This is a genomic window from Chromatiales bacterium, assembly GCA_020445605.1.
Classification (GTDB): domain Bacteria; phylum Pseudomonadota; class Gammaproteobacteria; order JAGRGH01; family JAGRGH01; genus JAGRGH01.
The window spans coordinates 17,322-38,665 of the sequence record JAGRGH010000052.1; the positions used below are offsets into that span (position 1 = coordinate 17,322).

Consider the following 21,344-nt stretch of genomic DNA (forward strand, 5'->3'; position numbering starts at 1 on the left):
GCTAGAATCCGCCGGAATTGATCTAATTAACAGGCGCGGCCGGACGCGGCGGCGCAACCAGGGGGCTAACTCAATGAACGCGTTCCAGCCGAAACCACTGGCCTTTTCGATTGCACTGGCCCTGGGCGCCGCGCCGGCGTTCGCCGCGCCGACGCTCGATACCGACCCGACCAATGACGATTTCACGGGCGCGGATGTCGTCACGATCCCGTCGTTCGAGGGCGAGGTGTCGTGGCCCAGCGACGACTTCGATTTCTTCAAATTCAACCTGCCGCCCGGCACCCCGTTCACGCTGCGGGTGGAGGCGATCGGCCCGGATTACGACGCGGACTACGTCGTGTTCGACCCTGCGAGCCAGCTCCTCGGTAACAACGTAAGCCTTTCGGGGAACATCGACTTCGTCGATGATCTGGACGGAGTTGCGTATCTCACCGGTAACGTGCCCGGTGGCGGCATGCTTGGCCTGCGTGTGGAAGGCGGCAATGCAACTAACAGTCAGGAGGGCTACCGGATCACCCTGCTTGCAGCTCAGCATGTCCCGGTGGCGCCCGCGATCATTCCGATGACCGGCATTGGCCTTGCCGCACTCGCCGGCCTGCGCCTGCGTCAGCGCCGTCGCAAACCGGCCAAGTCGGCAAGCTAGATTTTCTCCAGTCCGTGATCGGCCGGGCGCCCTGGGCGCTGCTGCTTGTGCTTGCCTGTGCGCCGGCGCTTGCGGGCAGTTCGATCGGCGGGCATTTCGAACTCGATCTCGAATCCGAGCGCAATTTCGACCTCGATCGCTCGCGCGCGGATACGCGCACCCTGATCGCGCCGGAGTTCCAGCTCGAGTGGACCTGGAACCTGCCGGCCAACGGCCTGCATGGCTATGTGCAGGCCGAACTCAAGCGCAAGTTCGAACTGGAAGAGCAGGGCCGCGACCGCGACTACGAGTGGAGCCTCGACCTCGAGGAGGCCTGGGTCGAAATCCCCTTCGGCGATTCCGGCTGGTCCCTGCGCCTAGGCCGGCAGGACTTCGAGGACGAACGTGAGTGGCTTTACGACGACAGCCTGGACGGCGCGCGGCTGTTCTACCGCGGTGACACCCTCCAGGCCGAGTTTGCCGCCGTGCGCCAGACCGGCTTCCGCCGCGAGTTCCTCGATGAACACGAGGACGGCGAGTTCGATTTCTGGCAGGCCATGGCCTCGTACCTCCCGCGCAAGGAATGGACGGTCACGGCCTACGCCATGGGGCAGCAGGGCCGCAACGGTTCCGAGGCCGACCCCTGGTGGCTGGGCCTGCGCTCGCGCGGTCGCCTGAACGAGCATGTTCAGCACTGGCTGGAACTTGCGCTGATGCGCGGGGATGACGCCAGCACCTCGCTCGATGCCCATGCGTTGGACCTCGGAGTCACCTGGCTCATCGGCGGGCGCTGGAATCCGTCGTTGACCGTTGGCTTTGCGCTGGGCAGTGGTGACGGCGATCCGAACGACGGTACGGATCACGCTTTCCGCCAGATCGGCATCCAAGACAACGACGATCGCCTCAATGGCGTGACACCGTTCCTGTATTACGGCGAGGCGCTGGACCCGGAACTCAGCAATCTGCGGATTTTCACGCTCGGGGCCGGGTTCAGGCCGACGAAGAAATCCAGCGTCGATCTGGTCTGGCACGACTATCGCCAGGCGCGCCGGTCGGATGCGATGCGCGACATTGCGTTCGATGATCCGAACGGCGTTGATCGCGATCTGGGCTACGAGTTCGACCTGATCCTCGGCTACCGCGAGATCAAAAACCTGAAACTCGAACTGATGTTGGGCTATTTCGTGCCCGGCGATGCCTTCGGACCGGATGCCGACCCGGCGCTGTTTGTCGGTTCCGAGGCGCGCTTCAAGTTCTGAGCAGGCCCGCAAACAGCACGGCCCCCGGCACGATGCGCGTGACCGACCACAGCAGCAGCGCGGTGCCCGCCGCGAACGCGATGCTCAGGCCCCAGCCCTCGCGGCGCGCGATCCACAGGTAGGCGAGCATCCACAACGGCGCGCCCGGCAGGAACCCGATCAGCAGCACCGTGACAAACAGGAGCCCGAACCAGCCCAGCTGACGCCACTCGGCGGCGAGCAGCGGCGGGGTGTCCGCGTCGGGTTCACTACGCAGGTCCGCGACGGTCTGGGCGATGGCCAGCAGCATGCCGGCCACGCCGATCAGCAGCGGCAGTGCGCTGCCCGATTGCGCGAGCGTCCAGCCGGTCCAGGCGATCGCGCCGAACAGGATCGTCAGGAACGGCCCGCGCAGGCCCTTCATGCCCGTCGCCTGCGCCATGCGTAGGCCAGCAGGCTCGCTATGGTCAGCAGCATCAGCACGATCACGATCGGCCGCGCGAACATCCCCGGGCCCCAGATGATCCACGCCCGGTGCAGTGAGATCTCCGCGACCGGCCCGAGCACCAGCCCGATGACGAACGGCGCGCGCGGCCAGCCCCAGCGTTTGCACAGCCAGCCGAACACGCCGAGTGCCGCCATGACCAGCATCTGCTGCCAGTGTGCGCTGGCGAGTTCGCTGCCGAGCAGCGCGAGCACCAGGACCACCGGCACGAGCAGGGCCGCGCGCACCTGCACCACGCGTCCGAGCGCCGGCGCGACGGCGACGAACATCGCGACCGCCACCAGATTCGCGATCACCAGTGTCCACACCAGCGTCCACAGCAGGTCCTGGTTGCCGAGCATCAGGTCCGGTCCCGGCGCAAACCCGAGCATCACCAGCGCGCCGAGCAGCAGCACCATGCCGGAACTGCCTGGTACGCCGAAGAACAGGGTCGGCACGAGTGCGCCGCCTTCCTTGGAGTTGTTCGCGGTCTCCGGGCCGATCACGCCCTCGATCGCGCCATGGCCGAAACGCTCCGGCGTTTTCGACGACTGCACGGCATGGCCGTAGCACAGCCACGCGGCGACATCACCGCCCAGCCCCGGGATGAGGCCGATGACCGCGCCGATGACCGAGGTGCGCAGGGCCAGCCAGCGGTGCGTGATGAGCGCGCGCATGCCGCTCAGCAGCTCGCGCAGGCGGTAACGCGCGGGCGGCTCGGCGCCCCCGCGCCGGTCGGCCAGCGCGAGGTCGATCATCTCCGGCACCGCAAACATCGCCAGCACGGCGGTCACGATATTCACGCCGTCCCACAGGCCGAGCTGCCCGGCGGTGAAACGCGGCACGCCGGAGATCGGGTCCATGCCGACACTTGCACAGGCGAGGCCCGCGAGCCCGACCATGAGCCCCGCGCGCAGCCGTCGACCGCTGAGCGAAGCGACGAAGGTGATGCCGAACACCGCGAGCATGAAGATTTCCGCCGAACCGAAGGCCAGCACGACCGGTTCGAAGATCGGCACCAGCAGTGCCAGCGTGAACGCGCCGATCACACCGCCGAGCGCCGAGGCGGCGAGGCTCGCGCCCAGTGCCTGGCCGGCCTGGCCCTTGCGTGCCATGGGGAAGCCGTCGACGACGGTCGCGGCGTCCGGACCGGTGCCCGGGATGCCGAGCAGGATGCTGGGCAGCGATCCGCCGGTGTGCACCACCGCATGCAGGGCCACCAGAAACACCGCGCCGGCGGTGAGTTCCATGCCGAACACGAACGGGATGGCCATCGCGATGGCGAGCTTGCCGCCCAGTCCGGGCACGGCGCCGAAGAACATGCCGATCGGCACGGCGAGCGCGATCAGACCCAGCAAATGGCCTGATCCGAGCAGGCCGGTCAGGGTCGCCAGCGCACCTGCATCGGCCATTGGAAGGTCAGTCGTTGCCGCCGGCGGCCAGCTCGCGAATCCGGGCCAGTGCGCGTGGTGATGGCGAGAGCGCCGAGCGCACCATCCCGGCGACGGATTCACCGTCGAGCGGCGCCAGCGGCAGACGCAGCTGCGCAGCCTGGGCGTGCAGTTCCGGGTCGGCCAGTGCCCGTGCATACGCGTCGCGCAAGGTCGCCAGCCGGTCGGCCGGCACGTCCGGCGGCACCGCGGTCAGGCGGCCGAGTTCGGACTGGGCGCGAATGAAGGCGACCACGGAGCGCGCGTCAGCGTCCGTGACCAGATCGCCAACCTCGGGAATGTCCTGAAAGTCCACGGCATCGCCGCCAATGCGCAGCAGCGGCCGTCCCTGCTTGCGTTCGACGAACGGTCGCAACGAACTCCACGAGCCGAGCATGCCTTCGACTTCGCCACGCAGAATGGCCATCTCGGCCTCGTTTCCGGCATAGCCCGGGACGAGCGTCACCGGAAAACCGAGCACCTCGGCGAGGATGCGCATCTCGTTGTGTGCGGCGGTGCCCGCCCCGGAACTCGCCAGCACGATCGGCCGCGCGGAACGGCGCAGGTCGGCGACGGTATGAAACGGCGCTGCCGTCGATACCAGCAGTACGCGCGGGTCGGCCGCGGCCTTGCCGATCCAGCCCATGCGCGCGAGATCGAAGCGCACGCCCTCGCGTTCCAGCAGTTGCGCGTAGATCAGGCCGGTGTTGAAGGTGACCAGCGTGAGCCCGTCGGGTTTTGCGGCATAGACCTGGTTCGCGCCGATGATGTGGCCCGCGCCGGGCACGTTGCGCACGACGACGCGCGAGCCGGGGAGATGTTTTTCCAGGAACGGTGCGATCAGGCGGGCATAGGCGTCATAACCGCCGCCGGGTTTGGTGGCCACCACATAGGTGATGAGCTGGTCCCGGTAGAACGGTTCGTCGGCGTTCGCGGTCGCGGACAGGATCATGCAGAGCGCGATCAGGCCGCGCCGGAACAGAAGTTTGAACACTAAATGCGCCTCGCCAGCAGGCGCACGCGGTAACTGCCGCTGGAAGCCTGCACGGGTGGATGATCGCCGGTCATCGAATTCGACACGAGTTCATCGCGCGCAACGATCTCGAAGCCGTTGTGTGTGAAGTGTGCCGCGACTTCGTCGCCGGACCGGAGGTTGAAGTTCGACTTCGCCTGCGCATACTTTCGCGCCTCACGCAGCAGGTCTTCGCGGGACACCCCGAGCGGGGCGGCAAAGTTGTCCGCGGCCGTGCGCACCGATGCCACGAACCGCTCGATGGTGGCGTCGTCGTAGCGGACCCGTTCGGCGTCCAGGCCGGGGCGTGCACGGTGACTGGTGAGCACCCAGCCGCCGGGGCGCAGCAGATCGCGCCAGTGACACAACAGCCGGTTGCGCACTTCGGGTTCAAATCGTGCGATGAACGAGTGCGTGCAGATGAGATCGAACGGCGCCGCGCCGCGATACTCGAGGATGTCGCTTTGCACCGTTTCGAAGTCCGCGGATACCTGTCGTGCGTACCAGTCACTGATCGCGAGTGGTGTCGCGCAGCGATCGACCACGGTAATGCTGGGCGACTGGTTTTCCAGCCGCGCCGCTGCCAGCACGCAGGCCGGCATTGCGTAGTCCGCCGTACCCGAGACCAGGACGCGCTCGATGCGTTCGCTGCGCAACCGTTCGCGCAGGGTCTGAATCAGAAACGCGCGATCGCTGCGCAGGCCACGGATGACATCGAGCAGCAGCAGGTATTGCCAGACGCCGTGGTAGGCACGGCAGTGGTCGCTGCACAGATGCTGCGCCTCGCGCCACATGACGGGTGCAGATTCGGCGAGCGGTTCAAAGACTTCGAACTGCGTTGGCTCTGGGCTGGCGGCCACTGGTGGTGTGCGCTCGGGCGTGCGGATGCTCACAACAGAAACACTGTCGCCAGGCCGAGGAACGCGAAGAATCCGACGACATCGGTGATCGTCGTCAAAACGACATTGCCGGCGAGCGCGGGATCGATGCCAATGCGTTGCAGCACCAGCGGCACGACGGCACCGGAAAACGCCGCCGCGATCAGGTTGATGATCATCGCTGCGGTGATCACATAGCCGATCGACGCATTGCCGAACCACAGCCCTGCGATCAGTCCGACGACCGCCGACCACAGCAGTCCGTTCAGAAGACCGATCGCCGTTTCCCGCACCACCAGCGCGCGCGCGTTGCGCGCCGAGATGTGCCCGAGCGCGAGGCCGCGGATGACCACCGCGACGGTCTGTCCCCCGGCGATGCCGCCCATGCTTGCGACGATGGGCATCAGCACGGCGAGGGCCACGACCTCGGCGATCGTTGCCTCGAACAGCCCGATGACCCAGGCCGCGAGCAGCGCGGTCAGCAGGTTGATGCCGAGCCACAGCGCGCGCCGCAGGCTGCTGGCGAGGATCGGCGCGAACAGGTCTTCCTCTTCGCTCAGGCCCGCGCGCGCCAGCAGGCTGCGGTCGGCCTCGTCGCGGATCTCGTCGACGACGTCGTCGACCGTGATGCGTCCGAGCAGGCGCTGGTCGGCGCCGATGACCGGGGCCGAGACATAGTCTTTGCGTTCGAACGTGGAGACGACCTCGCGCGCGGTCTGGTCGACCGGAATGGCGTCGACGTCCAGCGACATGATCTCCGCAACGGTCTGGTCGGCCGGGGAGGTCAGCAGCACGGTCAGCGGCAGCAGCCCCAGATAGCGGCCGTCGCGGTTGACGACATACAGGGCGTCGGTATGTGGCGGCAGATCGCCGCGCACGCGCAGATACCGCAGCACGACCTGGATGGTGAGTTCCGGGCGCACGGTGACCACGTTCGGGTCCATGAGCCCGCCGGCGGTGTCCTCGGCGAACGACAGCACGGACTCGATGCGCTGGCGGTCCTGCAGGTCCATGGACGCGAGGACGCGGTCGGTGAGCGCGCCGGGCAGGTCCTGGAGCAGGTCGACGAGGTCGTCGGTGTCGAGGCCGGCGGTCGCCGAAACGAGTTCGGCGGTGTCCATCTTTTCGATGAGGCCGTAGCGGACCTCTTCGTTAAGATTGACGAGGACTTCACCGTCCAGCGACGGGTCGACGAGATCCCAGACGACTTCACGCTGCGCGGGCGGCAGCGACTCGAGCAGGTGCGCGATCTCGCCCGGATGCAGCGAATTGACCAGCCGCGGCACGTTCTGCAGCGACTGCTCGTCGAGCGCCCGCAACAGCGATTGCAGGCGTGAAATGCGCAGTGGCTTGTCGTCGGAGTCGGACATACGCGCTGGAACCTGACCAGAATTTGCGCGCGGCCGCGACCGTGGCGAGGGAGGTTGGCGGGGTAGCGCGACGTGGCGCGCAGTGTAGCAAGATCGCCCTGGCCCCGATGGGCGATTTGCGGCCGGTTGGTAGCGGCCCGGAGGATTGTTATCAGCAGGTCTTCAGAGCGCTACGCGCGTGGAAACCGCTTTGGCGATGCCTGAATCGTGGGCTTTATGCCCTCGCCATGCGCGGACCGATCAGGCGGCTTCGCCGAAGCGTTCGTCGATCAGAAGGCCGATGGCGTCCAGGGCCGAGTCGGCATCGTGGCCGTCGGCGGATACCTCCACGGTGCCGCCGCAGCTGGCCGCCAGCATCATCACACCCATGATGCTCTTGGCGTTCACGCGCCGGCCGTTGCGGGTGATCTCGATCGTGGCTTCGAACTTCATGGCCAGGCGCACCAGCTTCGCGGCGGCGCGCGCATGCAGGCCCAGCCGGTTGATGATCTCGAATTCGGCGGCGACCGGCGCCGCGCCTTCAGCAGCCATGGCCCGCGATGGGCGCCACCGCGCTGTCGCTGCAGCGTGCGGCGAGGGTCTCCAGTGGCGCGGAAGGGTAGTTGTACGCGCGCAGCAGCATCGGCAGGTTCAGGCCGGCGATCACGCGGGCATGGCGCCCGGTCACGGCATGGCAGGCGGCGTTGCAGGGGGTCGCGCCGATCAGGTCGCACAGGACCAGCGTGCCGGCGTCGGATTCGAGGCGCTCGATCTCGGCGCGGATCGAGTCGGTCGCGTCGTTCAGGGTCGAGTCCTGGCCGACGCCGATCATCGCGGTCGGCAGCGGCAGGTCGCCCATGATGACACGCGCAGCCTCGACCAGCTCACGGCCAATGCCGCCGTGGGTGACGACGATCAGAGCAACGCTCATAGGAGTTCGCGGTGACGAACCAGGACCGGTACCGAGTGATCGCGGAAGTATGCGGCAAGGCGCTCGATCATGTACACCGAGCGATGCTGACCGCCGGTGCAGCCGAGCGAAATCGTCAGGTAGCTGCGGGCGTCGGAGCGCATGCACGGCAGCCAGCGATCCAGAAAACCGCTGATGTCGCCGAACATGCGTTCGACCTCGGGGTCGGCCTCCAGAAACGCGCCGACGGCGGCATCGCGGCCGGTCAGCGCGCGCAGTTCGGGGTGCCAGTGCGGATTCGGCAGGCAGCGCACGTCGAACACGAAGTCCGAGTCCTGCGGGCAGCCGTGCTTGAAGCCGAACGACTGCAACAGCAGCGACAGGCCCGAGTCGTGCTCGACGAGCCGTGACTGGATCAGCTCACGCAGCGCGTGCACATGCATGCGGGTGGTGTCGATGCGCAGGTCCGCGTTCGTCGAGAACGGCTCCAGCAGCAGGGCCTCGCGACGGATCGCCTCGGCCAGCGACATCTCGCTGCGCGAGAGCGGGTGGCGGCGGCGCGTCTCGGAAAACCTTGTGAGCAGGGTCGAAGTCTCGGCCTGCAGGAACACGATGCGCGTGTCCACGCCGGCCTCGCGCAGGTGGCGGATTGCATCGGGCACCTGCGCCAGGCTCTGGTGCGGATTGCGGGCGTCGATGGCGATCGCGGCCCGGCGTTCGGTCAGTCCGTCGGACTCGCTCAGGTGTCGCGCCGTGGTCTCGAGCAGCGCGACCGGCAGGTTGTCGATGCAGTAATAGCCGCCGTCCTCGAGCGCCGCGAGGGCGACACTCTTGCCGGCGCCGGACTGGCCACTGACGATGACGAGCCGCATGGCGGGAAACGGCTCTAGGTGTTCTCTATGGCCGCGGACTGGCGGGCGATGAAGTCGCCGGCCGCGTCGTAACCGCTGCGTTCCAGCAGATGATTGCGCACGGCCGCCTCCACCAGCACGGCCAGGTTGCGTCCCGGTGCGACGGGCAGGGTGATCTGCGGCAGGTCCACGCCGAGGATGGTACGCGCCGTGCGTGCGCCGCGCAGCCGGTCACCGTCGTCGGCGATGTATTCGGCGAGCGGGCGCAGGTCCAGCACCAGACGCAGGTTCTTGCTGGGCTTCAGGGCCGTGTCCCCGAACATCGCGCGAACGTTCAGTAGCCCGAGTCCACGCACCTCGAGGAAATCGCGCAGCAGCGGCGGGCAGAACCCGCGTACGACCTGGTCGTCCTCGAGTTCGAACTCGGGCGCGTCGTCGGCAATCAGGCGATGACCGCGGTTGAGCAGTTCGAGTGCGAGTTCGCTCTTGCCGATGGCGGGCGGCCCGGTCAGCAGTACGCCCGTGCCCGTGACCTCCATGAACACACCGTGCACGGTGACGCGGCCATGCAGCGCGCGAAGCAGCACGGTTTGCAGGCGACGCACCAGGGCGACCGCGGGCAGCGGGGAGCGCAACAGTGCGATCCTGCGCGCCGCGACGGCCTTGCGCAGTGCGGGCTGTGGTTCGAGGTGATCGCCCAGCACCAGCGCGCGGGTGCCGGTCGGCAGCCATGCCTCGTCGTTCCGGGAAAGCGACTCACCCACCCGGCGCAATTCCTCGCGACCCAGCACCGCCACGCGATAGCCATGCACCCCGTCGTAGAGGCCGCTGAGCAATACGCCATCGGTCACATCCTGACGCGCCGCAAACAGCGGCACGGCGGCCTGTGAGGCGTTACCGGTCAGCGCCAGTGGCGCGTCGATGGTGGCCGCCTCGACGAGGTCGGCCACCCGGTATTCGCCGCTCAGGCCGACTGTCGGTACGGTGACCATTCCATGAACAGTCGCTCGGCGGCGGTGGCGTCCGGTGCCTCGCGCAGGGCCTTGGTGAAACGGTCGTCGGAGAACATCTGCGCGAGCGTGGCCAGGGTCTCCAGATGTGCCTCGGCGGCGTCGGCGGGCACCAGCAGTGCGTAGAACACATCGACGGGCTGGCCGTCGATCGCGTCGTAGTCGACGCCCTCGCTGAGTGTGAGCAGTGCGGCGCGCGCCTCGGTCAGACTGGTCGAGCGCCCGTGCGGAATCGCCACGCCGTGTCCGATGCCGGTGCTGCCGAGCCGTTCACGGCTCAGCAGGCACTCGTAGGCACTGGCGGCGGCCTCGTCGGCTTCGACATCCAGCAGTTCGCCGAGTCGTTCGAGTACGCGTTTGCGACTCGATTGCGCCGCTCCACATTCGATGCGCGAAGGCGCGAGCAGTTGTGCAGGATCTGCCATGTTCTGGTCTCTGGAGCGGCTCCCGGGTTGGCGTCAGACCTGGGGTTCCGCGCGGCGGATCGAATGCTCGTTGTGATGCGCCGAGCGTTTTTCCTTGAGTTTCTTGATCTGCCGGTCGAGCTTGTCCACGAGTCCGTCGATGGCGGCGTACATGTCGGTGTGCACCGCGTCGGCAAACACGTTCGCGCCCTGCACATGCACAGTGGCTTCGGCCTTCTGATCGAGCTTTTCGACGGACAGGATGACATGAGTGTCCGTCGTGCGATCGAAGTGACGCTCGATGCGTTCAAACTTGCTCAGCACATAGCTGCGCAGCGCATCGGTGACGTCGACATGATGGCCGGAGACTGAAATCTGCATGGATGTACTCCTGGATAACGTCAGCATGGATGCTGACAGGGATTGGACTCGATCGAAACAGCCGTGCCCGGGCCATCGTTCGGTCCGGGGCGGACGATGCGACGGCTCGCGCGATGCAAAGCCGGGGGCAACTCTGGGCGAGTCAGGGTTGCCCGCAGCACAGGGAAGTGTTGCCGCCCTGGCAATCCGCGACGGATCGATCAGGGCTTCCTCAGGCAAGTCGCTTGCGTTCATTCGACGGTGGTATGGCCATGGCCTCGCGATACTTGGCAACGGTGCGACGCGCGACCTCAACGCCACGGTTGGACAACAAGACGGCGATGCGATTGTCGCTCAACGGTTTGGCCGGCGGCTCTTCCGACACGAGTTGACGAATCAGCGCGCGCACGGCGGTGGCCGAATGGGTCTCGCCGTTTTCCGAGGTGACGTGACTCGAAAAGAAATACTTGAGCTCATAGACGCCGCGCGGCGTATGCATGTACTTGCGCATCGTCACGCGCGAAACGGTGGATTCGTGCAGGCTCAGCGAGTCGGCAATCTCGCGCAGCACCAGCGGTCGCATGGCCTCGTCGCCGCGTTCGAGGAACTCGCGCTGGTGCTCGACGATGGCCGAGGCCACGCGCAGCAGTGTCTCGTTGCGACTGGCAAGGCTTTTCAGAAACCAGCGTGCCTCCTGCAGGCGGTCGCGCAGGTAGGAGGCGTCGTCGGCGTTGCCGTTGCGGCGCACCAGACCCTGGTAGAAGCGGTTGATGCGAAGCTTCGGCATCGTCTCGTTGTTGAGCTCGACGCGCCAGCCGTGTTCGGAGCGACGCACGATGACGTCCGGCACGATGTACTCGATGGATGCAGCGGCAAACGTGCTGCCGGGGCGCGGGTTCTGTGCACGAATCAGTGCAATGGCACGGTCGAATTCCTCGTCGCTCGCGCCGAGTCGCTGGGCGATGGTCTGCGCACGCTGGCGCGGCAGTTCGTCGAGATGATCTTCGACCAGCGTCAGCGCCAGTGCGAGACTGTGGGTCTCTGGTGACAGCTGGCGAAGCTGCAGCAGCAGGCACTCGCGCAGATCGCGTGCACCGACACCCGCCGGGTCGAATGCCTGCACGCGCTTGAGCACGGCCGCGACTTCATCGGGTTCGATCGGGTCGTCCGCGCTGACATCCACGGACAGCGCGATGTCGTCGAGCGGGGACTCGAGGTAGCCATCGTCATTGATGCCATCGATCAGCGCTTGGGCGATGGCCCGGTCGCGGGCACTGAACGGTGCCAGGTTGAGCTGCCAGTACAGGTAGTCGTGCAGCGTCTGGGTCGCCGCCGAACGCGCCAGATAATCCTCGGGGACGGCACGTTCCGATTCGCCGCCCTGACCGCCGAGCGATGCCTCGTAGACATCGTCCCAGACGCTGTCGACGGGCAGCTCGTCCGGGATGTCCTCGCGCATCTCCTCACGCGCGTCCGTGGGGGCGTCGTCGGGGGCGGAGAACTCGACCTCGTCCGGGCCGTCCCGGCCGTCCGGCTCATCGTGCGCGGGCTCGTCGCCGGACTCGAATTCGTCGAGTTCCAGCATCGGGTTGGTTTCGAGTACCTGCTGGATTTCGGTCGACAGTTCAAGCGTCGACAGCTGCAACATGCGGATGGCCTGTTGCAGCTGCGGGGTGATCGTCAGCTGCTGGCCGATGCGAAGTTGTAGCGACTGTTTCATGCAGGGCCAGATGGACTCGTACGGCGCTCGAAATGGCCAGCGCGGGATCGCGAAGGGTGCTTGTAATACTAGCGCAACCTGCCCGGTTTGCGATTGTTTCCGCGCCGGGCCGGGCGCTGGCGCGGGACCGCGCTTGCCCCGGTTTTCAAATTAAAACCATATATAAATCAGCAAGTTGTACCGAATTTCCCGGGTGGCTGTGCAGATTACATCCGGAACGCCTCGCCGAGGTAGACCTTGCGTACGGTCGGGTCCGCGAGGATCGCCTGGGGTTCGCCGTTGGCGATCACGCTGCCGCCCGAGATGATGTAGGCCCGCTCGCAGATGCCCAGCGTCTCGCGCACGTTGTGATCGGTGATCAGCACGCCGATGCCGCGATCGGTCAGGTGCCGGACCAGATCGCGGATGTCGCCGACGGCGATCGGGTCGATGCCGGCAAACGGCTCGTCGAGCAGCATGACCCGCGGCTCGCTGGCCAGGGCACGGGCGATCTCCAGCCGGCGGCGCTCGCCACCGGACAGGCTCGTCGCGCGCTGCTCGGCCAGATGCGCGATGTTGAACTGCTCGAGCAGCGAGAGGGTGCGCCGCTCGACCATCGCGCGGGTCTGGCGCGGGCGCGTCTGCACGATGGCGCGCACGTTGTCGGCGACGCTCAGCCCGCGAAACACCGAGGCCTCCTGCGGCAGGTAGCCAAGGCCCAGTTGCGCGCGGGCGTGCATCGGCAGATCGGTGATGTCGACCCCGTCGAGGCGCACGCTGCCGGCGTCGGCGCCGATCAGTCCGACGATGATGTAGAAGCAGGTGGTCTTGCCGGCGCCGTTCGGGCCGAGCAGGCCGACGACCTCGCCGGCACCGACCTCGAGCGCGACATCGTCGACGATGACACGGCCGCCATAGCGTTTCGCGAGGCCGGCGGCCTCGAGCATGGGCATCGCGCGGTCGCTTAGGGCTTGGTGGCGTCTGCCGCGGTGCGCGCCGGCAGCGTGATCTGCACGCGGTTTTTGCCTTCCGCGCTTGCGCCGGCCTTCAGCGTGGCCTTGCCGCGGTCATAGGCAATGCGGTCGCTCGCCATGCGCGTGTCGCCCTGCGTGATCACGGCCTGGTCGATCAGCGTCAGAATATCGCTGTTGCGATCGAACTCGGCGCGCTGCGCACGTCCGCGGTATGGCACGCCCTTGTCGGGCTCCTGGTAGAAGGTCACGGGGTTGCCGGTCGCGATGATGCGGTCGGTCTCGCCGCGCGCACCGTGCACCTCCAGCCGATCGGCCTCGATGCGGATGGAACCCTGTTTGAGCACGACATTGCCGCGGTAGACGCTGACTTTCGTCTTGTCGTCGATCTCGGCGCTGTCGGCGGCGAGTTCGATCGGCTGTTTCGTGTCGTCGGCGCGGGCCTGTGCCTGCGGTGTGACGAGGCTCGCGGCAAGAAGCAGCAGCACGGCTGGAATCGAATTACTGGATGACATGTTTTCCCTTGACCTCGGCTTGCAGTTGCAGTCGCACACCGTCCTCGCCGAACCAGCTTTTCATGCCCATGCCCTCGAGCGTGGACGAGCCGCTGGCCAGCGTGACATGGCGATCGGTTTCGGCGTAGTGGTTGCGTGGTTGCACACGCAGTTGACTGGTGTCTACGCGCATCGGTTCGCTGCCCGTGGCGCCGGGCCTGCGCAGGCGCACGTTTTCGTCGAGCAGCACCTCGTTGCCGTCGGCCGACACCCATGCGCGTTCTGCGTGCAGGTCCCAGGCCGGGCGCGGCTCGTCGTGGATGCGCAGTCGTGGCCGGAACAGCCGGGTGCTGTTGTCGCTGGGGTAGTGCGCAAGCGTGCTGGCTTGCAGGCGGTATTTGGGCCGGCCCTGGGGATCCATGGTGATCGCGTCGAGCGACGTGGCGATGTAGTCGGGGCGATTGGAGTCGCTTGTGGCGCGCCGGTCGTCATCACGCAGGGTGCCGGCGAGCCACGCGCTCACCGCGACGGCCAGTACCAGAAGAATCAGCGGCAGGCCGGGCACTCGAAGGCGGGGCGGTTGAAGGCGCATCCGCGGCCACGTCAAAGGTAATGCGCCAGCGCCGCATCGAGCGTGCCCTGGGCTTCCATGATAAGTTCGCACACGTCGCGTGCCGCACCGCGTCCGCCGGGCGACGGCGCCAGCCAGTGCGCGTGCGTGCGCACGAGCGGGTGCGCGTCGCCGACCGCGATCGCGAGCCCGACGACGCGCATCACGGGCAGGTCCATGACGTCGTCGCCGACATAGGCGACCTCGTGGTCGGCAAACCCCGTGCGTTCGCGTAGCTCGTTGTAGGCCGGCAGTTTGTCCAGGCGTCCCTGATAGACGTGTTCGACACCCAGGCTCTGCATGCGGATGCGCACGACTTCGGAGCTGCGGCCGGTGATCACGCCGATGCTGACGCCGGAGGCTTGCAGCATCTTCATGCCGTGTCCGTCGCGTGAATAGAACGCCTTGTATTCCTGGCCGTCGTCGCCGAGGAACAGACTGCCGTCGGTCAGCACGCCGTCGACATCGAAGATCACCATGCGGATCGCGCGTGCGCGTTCGATGATATCGCGCATGATGATCAGACCACGCCCGCGCGCAGCAGGTCGTGCATGTTCAGGGCGCCGATCAGCTGTTCGTTGTCATCGAGTACGAGCAGGCCGTTGATCTTGTGCTCTTCCATGATCTTCAGCGCCTCGGCCGCGAGCGTGCCGGGGTGGATCGACTTCGCGCCATGCGTCATGACCGCGCCGATGGTCGTCGCGTGGATGTCGATCGCGCGATCCAGCACGCGGCGCAGGTCGCCGTCGGTAAACACGCCGACGACATGGCCCGCGTCGTCCACGACGGCGGTCATGCCGAGGCCCTTCTTCGTCATTTCCATCAGCGCGGCCGGCAGCGGCGCGTCCTTCATGACGCGCGGCACCCGCTCGCCGGTGTGCATGAGGTCGTCGATCATCAGCAGCAGGCGCCGGCCCAGTGCGCCGCCCGGATGCGAGCGCGCGAAGTCCTCGGCGGTGAAGCCGCGCGCCTCGAGCAGCGAGATGGCAAGCGCATCGCCCATCGCAAGCGCGGCGGTCGTAGACGAGGTCGGCGCGAGATTCAGCGGGCAGGCCTCGGTCTCCACCGAGACATCGATATGCACGTCGGCCATGCGCGCGAGCGTGGACTGGCGGTTGCCGGTCAGTGCGATCAGCGGCACCCCGAGGCGCCGGATCAGCGGCAGGATCGTGACCAGCTCGGAGGTTTCGCCGGAGTTCGACAGCGCCAGGACTGCATCGTGGGCCGTGATCATGCCGAGGTCGCCATGACTGGCCTCGCCCGGATGCACGAAGAACGCCGGACTGCCGGTGGACGCGAGCGTCGCTGCGATCTTGCCGCCGATGTGGCCGGACTTGCCCATGCCCGTCACGACGATACGGCCCGTGCAGTCCAGCAGGATGCGACAGGCCTGCGCGAAGTCCGCGTCGATGCGCGCTTCCAGGGCGCGGATGGCCCCGGCTTCCGTGCGGATCACGGCGAGCCCGAGTTCGATCAGGCGCGCGGTATCGTCGGGCTGGCTGGCGCGTTTGGGTACATTCATGCCGGCACCTGCCAGAACAAGAACCCCTGATAGGCGATGACAGACAAGAGCAAGACGACCCCTTCGATCCGGTTGATGCCGCCCGGTCGCGCGCCCCAGGCGCGGGCGACCAGCCACAGCACGACGGTGAACGCGAGCATGACGGGATAGTCCCGCCACACCACGTCTGCGCTGACGGCGCCCGGCGCCAGAACGGCGGGCACGGCCAGCACGGCCAGCAGATTGTAGATATTGGACCCGATGACGTTGCCGATCGCAATGTCATGTTCGCCGCGCAGGGCGCTGACGACCGAGGCCGCGAGTTCCGGCAGGCTGGTGCCGACGGCGACGATGGTCAAACCGATGACCAGATCGGAGACCCCGAGCGACTGCGCGATCCCGACCGCCGCCCAGACCATCGCGCGCGCACCGCCCAGCAGCAGGGCGAGGCCGATTGCGAGATGCACCAGTGCTGGTCCCAGTGCGATCGGTTCGCCCAGTTCGGCACTGAACTCCGCCTCGAGTGCGTCGCCGCCGCCGTCGAGCCGCGCCAGCCGGATCAGCCATAGCGTTGCGAGGACCAGGCCGGTGATGAGGACCGCGCCGTCGAACCGGTCGAGGCTGCCGTCGAACAGGAGCCAGCCGGTCAGCACCGTGGTGATCAGCAAAACGGGGTACTCCCGCATGAGGATCGTCGAGCGCACGCCCAGCGGCCGGATCAGCGCGGTCGCGCCGAGGATCAGCCCGATGTTCGCGATGTTCGAGCCGACGGCATTGCCGATGGCGAGGCCCGCCTTGCCGTCGATCGCGGCGAGCGTGGAAACCAGCAGCTCGGGCGCAGAGGTGCCGATCCCGACCACCGTCATGCCGATCAGCAGTGGCGTGACACCCATGTGCCGGGCCAGGTTGGAGGCGCCCGCTATGAAGCGATCCGCTCCGAACACCAGCGCGGCGAGTCCCGCGAGGAATACCAGTACATTGACCAGCATGGCGGCCTAAAAGAAGATTGAAAAAGACCCATCCGGGGCCTTTTCAATGTCGCGACCGAAAGGTGCGGTTTTCGGTTGCTTACGAAATTCGGGCACGCGCGTGCTTGAATCTTGGGCGAGACCTTCCTGTCTCGCGCAAGCAGGCGGTTGCGGGAAAAAATTCAACAGCCGGCTACCCGCGCAGCTCGGCGAGGCGTTCGGCGTGGTCGTGCCGCGCCAGTGGATCGAGCACCGGATCCAGATCGCCTTCGAGAATCTCTTCGAGCCGGTACAGCGTCAGATTGATGCGGTGGTCGGTGAGCCTGCCCTGCGGAAAGTTGTAGGTGCGGATGCGCTCGGAGCGGTCGCCGGAGCCGACCAGCGTGCGGCGCGTGGCGTCGCGCTCGTCGCGCTGGGCGCTGCGCGCGGAGTCGAGCAGGCGCGCCTTCAGCAGGGACATCGCCCGCGAGCGGTTCTTGTGCTGCGAGCGCTCGTCCTGACACTCCACGACGATGCCGCTCGGCAGGTGCGTGATGCGCACGGCCGAGTCGGTCTTGTTCACGTGCTGCCCGCCGGCGCCGGATGCACGGTAGGTGTCGATGCGCAGATCGCGGGCGTCCAGATCGATCGCCTCGATCTCGTCGATCTCGGGCAGTACGGCGACCGTGCAGGCCGAGGTATGAATGCGGCCCTGCGATTCCGTCTCGGGCACGCGCTGGACGCGATGCGCGCCCGATTCGAACTTCAGTCGGCCGTAGACGCCGTCGCCCTCGATGCGCGCGATGACTTCCTTGTAACCGCCGAGTTCGCCGGGGCTGCCGGAGGTGATCTCGGCCTGCCAGCCGCGGCGCTCGGCATAGCGCAGATACATGCGCAGCAGGTCGGCGGCGAACAGTCCGGCCTCGGCGCCGCCGGTGCCGGCGCGGATTTCGAGCCAGGCGGGCTGGGCGTCTTCCGGGTCTTCGGGTACGAGCAGGGCCTCGAGCTGTTCTTCGAGCGATGCGCGGGCCTCGGTCTCGCGCTCGACCTCGTCGCGGGCCAGCGCGCGCAGCTCGGGGTCGCTGTCGTCGACCATCTCGCGGGCAGCGCGCAGGCGTCTGTCGTTTGCGGCGAATTCCTGCCAGGTGCGCGCGAGCGGGTCGAGTCTGGCGTATTCGCGGCTCAGGTCGCGCAGGCGATCGGGCGCGGCGGCGGTGTCCGGCTCGGCGAGCAGGGCCGACAGTTCCTCGTGCCGCTCGAGCAGTTGCTCGAGCCGCCGTTCGATGGCGGGGTCCACGGGTTAGTTTTCTTTGCTGTCGAGTCCCAGGACCCGACGTGCGGCGCGCAGTGCCTCGACATCACCGTCGGCGGCAGCGCGTCGCAGTGCCACGGTCGGCTGGTGCAGCAGCCGGTTGGAAAGCCGGTGCGCAAGCCGGCGCACGACCTTGGCCGGATCGCCGCCGGCCGCAAGCTGGCGCAGGGCCTGTTCAGTCAATTCGGCGCCGACCTCGGCCGCGCGATCGCGCAGCTCCGTGATCGGACTGACTGCTTCCAGCGAACGCTGCCATTCGGTGAACGCCTCGACGTGCCCGATGATGACGGCGTCGGCCTGGCGTGCCGCGTCCTGGCGCGACTGCAGGTTGTCGGCAACGACGGCCTGCAGGTCATCGACGCTGTAGAGGTATACGTCGTCGAGGTTCGCGACCTCGGGTTCGACGTCGCGCGGCACGGCGAGGTCGACGATGAACATGGGCCGGTGCTTGCGCGCGGTCAGCGCGCGTTCGATCGCACCCTTGCCAAGGATCGGCAGCGGGCTGGCGGTCGACGAAATGATGATGTCCGCGCCGGCGAGATGCGCGGGGATGTCGGTCAGTGAAATGGGTTTGCCGCGGAAGCGTGTCGCCAGCGATTCCGCGCGCGCGACGGTGCGGTTCGCGACGGTGAGCTTGCGTGCGCCGCAGTCATACAGGTGACGCGCCGCGGTTTCGATGGTGTCACCAGCGCCGATCAACAGCACCGAATGGTCGGCGAGGTCGGCGAAGATGCGCTTGGCCAGCTGTACGGCGGCCGCCGCGACCGACAGTGAGTTCACGCCGATACCGGTGTCGGTACGGACCTGCTTGGCGACCGCGAAGGTGTGCTGGAACAGGCGTTCGAGCAGTCGGCCCACGTTGCCGGATTCGCGCGCGTTCTGATAGGCGAGCTTGATCTGGCCGAGGATCTGCGGCTCGCCGAGCACCATGGAATCCAGGCCGCTGGCGACCCGCAGCAGATGCTGCACGGCATCGCGATCCCACAATTCGTAGAGCGACGGCTGCAGACGATCGCGCGGAATCGCCGAGATCTCGCTCCAGCGCGTGACCACGCGGGCCGCGTCGAGGCCGTCGCCGGCGCAGTACAGCTCGGTCCGGTTGCAGGTCGACAGCACGGCCGATTCGTGTACACCGCCGACGGCGCGCAGTTCGCTGAGCACGACCGGGATGCGCTCGTTCGGAATGCTGACCTGCTCGCGCAGCTGCACCGGCGCGGTCGCATGGTTCAGGCCGACGGTCAGAATCGACATCCGGTACTGCTCGGTGAAAGACAACTGGTATGGGCCGGCGCCACCGGCGCTGGTGCAATTCGGTCGACCCGAAATTATAGCGCCGTGCGGACTCGCGTCGGTTTTCCTTGGGCGGGTGCGACCGGTCTCAGTGCGCGAGTCACGGGGGCGGGCCGGGAACCGTCCGTTCGCCACGCGGTCGACGCAGACGTGCGGGCCTGCCGCCGGCCACGTGTCGGCCGGCACGGCAGGGTCGAATTTCGGGGTATATTTGCGGACATGAGTCAATCGATGCAGTCGTCGCGCTGGTTCGCGGTTCCCGCGCTGATCGCCGTCCTGTTCGCTGGCGGGTGCGCAACTCAGGGAGCCGGTCCGCAGGGCGAATCGCAGGACGCGGGCACCGCGACGGCGCCCGAACCCACGGGGCTTACGCCGGACATCGTCGAAGCCGTGCTGATCGCCGAGCTCTCGGCGCAGCGTGGCGATCTCGCCCAGGCGGGCGAGCATTACCTGTACGCCGCGCGTATCGCGCGCTCCGCGGAACTGGCCCGGCACGCCGCGCGCGTCGCACTGTTTCGCGACGATTCCGAAGCAGCGCTGGAGGCGACGCGGCTGTGGGTGACGCTGGCGCCGGCTGACGGCGAGGCGCAGTCACTGGCGGGCCTGCTGTCGTTGCGCGCGGGGTTGCCTGAACAGGCACGTGAGCATTTCCTGCGGTTCTTGGAGCAGGGCGATGCCGCCAAGCGCGAGGAGCGTTTGTTGCAGATCGCCGCGTTGCTGGCGAAGGAATCAGCCTCGCCCCAGGCCGTGGCGCTCATGCGCGAAATCGCCGGTTCGGGCCCGGACAGCGCAAACGCCCATCAGGCGGTGGCGGTCGTCGCGCTGGCGGCGCGCGAGCATGCCGATGCGATTGCCGAGGCCGAGCGCGCGCTGACGCTGGACCCGACGATGACGCGCGCCGCGGTCGTGCTCGGCAGCGCGCTGCTGGCGGCAGAGCGCACCGATGACGCCGTGGCTGCCTTCGCCCGCGCGGCGGCCAGTGCACCGGAGGATCGGGTCGTTCTCGTCAGCTATGCGCAGGCACTGGTCAAGGCCGGACGTCTGCCCGAGGCCTTCGATCAGTTCCAGAATCTCAACCGGCTGCAGCCCGGTCAGCCGGATCTCGTCTACGGGCTTGCGGTGATTGGCTATCAGCTGCGCCGGTATGAGGACGCCGAACCGCTGTTTGAGTCGCTGCGCAACAATCGGACCCGTGGCGAGGATGCCGACTACTACCTGGGTCGCATCGCGGAATCACGCCAGCAGTGGGAGAAGGCGCTGGCGCTCTACAACAACGTGCAGAGCGGTGAGCTTGGCTTCGAGGCGCGGCTGTTGTCCGCCGGCATCGAGGCGCGTCTCGGCAGGCTCGATGCCGCACGTTCGATCTTCGGGATACTGCGCGAAACGCGCGCTGCGGAAATCGCCCGCATTGCCGTCGCGGAGAGCGACGCCCACTTCAGTGCGGGCGCGAAGCTCGAAGGCTATGCGGTGCTGGACCGGGCGGTCGAGGCGAAGCCCGACAGCAACGACCTGCTGTATGCGCGTGCGCTGTACGCGGTCAGAATCGACCGCGTGGACCTGCTCGAACGTGATCTGCGCACCCTGCTTGCGCGCGAGCCGACGCACGTCGATGCGCTCAACGCCCTGGGCTACACGCTGGCGGATCGGACCGACCGGCTCGGCGAGGCCGAGGGTTACATCCGCAAGGCGCTCGAACTCGAACCGAACAATGCGGCGATCCTCGACTCCATGGGCTGGGTGCAGTATCGCCTCGGACGACTGGATGTCGCGCTCGAATACATCTCGCGCGCGCACGCGTTGTTGCAGGACAGCGAGATTGCGGCACACCTGGGTGAGGTGCTGTGGGCGACCGGCGCACGTGATCGGGCGCGCACTGTCTGGAACGAGGCCCTGTCGGTCGAGCCCGACAGCGAGATCCTGCTGCGCGTGATCGATCGTCACGCGCGCTGATCCGCGCCGTATCGACCCGCCG

23 protein-coding genes are annotated in these 21,344 nt (G+C 67.3%); 3 read left to right on the forward strand and 20 right to left on the reverse strand.

Annotated features, from left to right (window positions below):
- Positions 1-73 precede the first annotated feature (73 nt).
- The gene (locus KDG50_13105; protein MCB1866353.1) at positions 74-643 is read left to right on the forward strand and encodes a hypothetical protein; all 570 of its coding nucleotides are present in this window, start codon (positions 74-76) and stop codon (positions 641-643) included.
- A gap of 14 nt (positions 644-657) precedes the next feature.
- Entirely contained in the window at positions 658-1,881 is a 1,224-nt protein-coding gene (locus KDG50_13110; protein ID MCB1866354.1) for an alginate export family protein, read from the forward strand.
- On the opposite strand, the gene KDG50_13115 is transcribed toward KDG50_13110, so the two are convergent.
- The 20 genes from KDG50_13115 to KDG50_13210 form a co-directional block, all read right to left on the reverse strand.
- Entirely contained in the window at positions 1,871-2,302 is a 432-nt protein-coding gene (locus KDG50_13115; protein MCB1866355.1) for a hypothetical protein, read from the reverse strand. The two genes, KDG50_13110 and KDG50_13115, sit on opposite strands and share 11 nt — an antisense overlap.
- A complete protein-coding gene (locus tag KDG50_13120; protein ID MCB1866356.1) occupies positions 2,281-3,756 on the reverse strand; it encodes a tripartite tricarboxylate transporter permease in 1,476 nt (491 codons plus the stop codon). Before KDG50_13120 ends, KDG50_13115 begins: the two co-directional genes overlap by 22 nt.
- Before the next feature lie 7 nt (positions 3,757-3,763).
- A complete protein-coding gene (locus KDG50_13125; GenBank protein ID MCB1866357.1) occupies positions 3,764-4,768 on the reverse strand; it encodes a hypothetical protein in 1,005 nt (334 codons plus the stop codon).
- A complete protein-coding gene (locus KDG50_13130; GenBank protein MCB1866358.1) occupies positions 4,768-5,679 on the reverse strand; it encodes a class I SAM-dependent methyltransferase in 912 nt (303 codons plus the stop codon). The genes KDG50_13125 and KDG50_13130 overlap by 1 nt, the downstream gene beginning before the upstream one ends.
- Positions 5,676-7,034, reverse strand: a complete 1,359-nt coding sequence (gene mgtE / locus KDG50_13135; GenBank protein ID MCB1866359.1) for a magnesium transporter — start codon at positions 7,032-7,034, stop codon at positions 5,676-5,678. Before mgtE ends, KDG50_13130 begins: the two co-directional genes overlap by 4 nt.
- 240 nt (positions 7,035-7,274) lie before the next feature.
- Positions 7,275-7,565, reverse strand: coding sequence for an HPr family phosphocarrier protein (locus KDG50_13140; GenBank protein ID MCB1866360.1), 291 nt, complete (start codon positions 7,563-7,565; stop codon positions 7,275-7,277).
- Positions 7,555-7,944 carry a PTS fructose transporter subunit IIA gene (locus KDG50_13145; GenBank protein ID MCB1866361.1) on the reverse strand — a complete coding sequence of 130 codons (390 nt, stop codon included), beginning with the start codon at positions 7,942-7,944 and terminating at the stop codon, positions 7,555-7,557. The genes KDG50_13140 and KDG50_13145 overlap by 11 nt, the downstream gene beginning before the upstream one ends.
- Positions 7,941-8,795: an RNase adapter RapZ gene (gene rapZ / locus KDG50_13150; GenBank protein ID MCB1866362.1), complete on the reverse strand. Its 855-nt coding sequence runs from the start codon at positions 8,793-8,795 to the stop codon at positions 7,941-7,943. Before rapZ ends, KDG50_13145 begins: the two co-directional genes overlap by 4 nt.
- Before the next feature lie 14 nt (positions 8,796-8,809).
- Positions 8,810-9,766: an HPr(Ser) kinase/phosphatase gene (hprK, locus tag KDG50_13155; protein MCB1866363.1), complete on the reverse strand. Its 957-nt coding sequence runs from the start codon at positions 9,764-9,766 to the stop codon at positions 8,810-8,812.
- Entirely contained in the window at positions 9,739-10,209 is a 471-nt protein-coding gene (locus tag KDG50_13160; GenBank protein MCB1866364.1) for a PTS sugar transporter subunit IIA, read from the reverse strand. The genes hprK and KDG50_13160 overlap by 28 nt, the downstream gene beginning before the upstream one ends.
- Before the next feature lie 33 nt (positions 10,210-10,242).
- Positions 10,243-10,569: a ribosome-associated translation inhibitor RaiA gene (gene raiA / locus KDG50_13165; GenBank protein ID MCB1866365.1), complete on the reverse strand. Its 327-nt coding sequence runs from the start codon at positions 10,567-10,569 to the stop codon at positions 10,243-10,245.
- A gap of 211 nt (positions 10,570-10,780) precedes the next feature.
- Positions 10,781-12,268, reverse strand: a complete 1,488-nt coding sequence (locus tag KDG50_13170; protein MCB1866366.1) for an RNA polymerase factor sigma-54 — start codon at positions 12,266-12,268, stop codon at positions 10,781-10,783.
- A gap of 206 nt (positions 12,269-12,474) precedes the next feature.
- Positions 12,475-13,200 (reverse strand): LPS export ABC transporter ATP-binding protein, encoded by a 726-nt coding sequence (gene lptB / locus KDG50_13175; protein MCB1866367.1) that lies wholly within the window; start codon positions 13,198-13,200, stop codon positions 12,475-12,477.
- Between the two features lie 11 nt (positions 13,201-13,211).
- Positions 13,212-13,733 carry a lipopolysaccharide transport periplasmic protein LptA gene (gene lptA, locus KDG50_13180; GenBank protein ID MCB1866368.1) on the reverse strand — a complete coding sequence of 174 codons (522 nt, stop codon included), beginning with the start codon at positions 13,731-13,733 and terminating at the stop codon, positions 13,212-13,214.
- A complete protein-coding gene (gene lptC / locus KDG50_13185; protein ID MCB1866369.1) occupies positions 13,720-14,277 on the reverse strand; it encodes an LPS export ABC transporter periplasmic protein LptC in 558 nt (185 codons plus the stop codon). The genes lptA and lptC overlap by 14 nt, the downstream gene beginning before the upstream one ends.
- A gap of 38 nt (positions 14,278-14,315) precedes the next feature.
- On the reverse strand, positions 14,316-14,837 hold the full coding sequence (gene kdsC, locus KDG50_13190; protein MCB1866370.1) for a 3-deoxy-manno-octulosonate-8-phosphatase KdsC: 522 nt from the start codon (positions 14,835-14,837) through the stop codon (positions 14,316-14,318).
- 5 nt (positions 14,838-14,842) lie between these two features.
- Entirely contained in the window at positions 14,843-15,844 is a 1,002-nt protein-coding gene (locus tag KDG50_13195; protein ID MCB1866371.1) for a KpsF/GutQ family sugar-phosphate isomerase, read from the reverse strand.
- A complete protein-coding gene (locus KDG50_13200) occupies positions 15,841-16,812 on the reverse strand; it encodes a calcium/sodium antiporter (protein MCB1866372.1) in 972 nt (323 codons plus the stop codon). Before KDG50_13200 ends, KDG50_13195 begins: the two co-directional genes overlap by 4 nt.
- Before the next feature lie 172 nt (positions 16,813-16,984).
- A complete protein-coding gene (prfA, locus tag KDG50_13205; GenBank protein ID MCB1866373.1) occupies positions 16,985-18,067 on the reverse strand; it encodes a peptide chain release factor 1 in 1,083 nt (360 codons plus the stop codon).
- Between the two features lie 3 nt (positions 18,068-18,070).
- Positions 18,071-19,333: a glutamyl-tRNA reductase gene (locus tag KDG50_13210; GenBank protein MCB1866374.1), complete on the reverse strand. Its 1,263-nt coding sequence runs from the start codon at positions 19,331-19,333 to the stop codon at positions 18,071-18,073.
- Positions 19,334-19,591: 258 nt separating this feature from the next.
- On the opposite strand from KDG50_13210, the gene KDG50_13215 reads away from it, so the two are divergent.
- Positions 19,592-21,322, forward strand: coding sequence for a tetratricopeptide repeat protein (locus KDG50_13215; protein MCB1866375.1), 1,731 nt, complete (start codon positions 19,592-19,594; stop codon positions 21,320-21,322).
- Positions 21,323-21,344 lie beyond the last annotated feature (22 nt).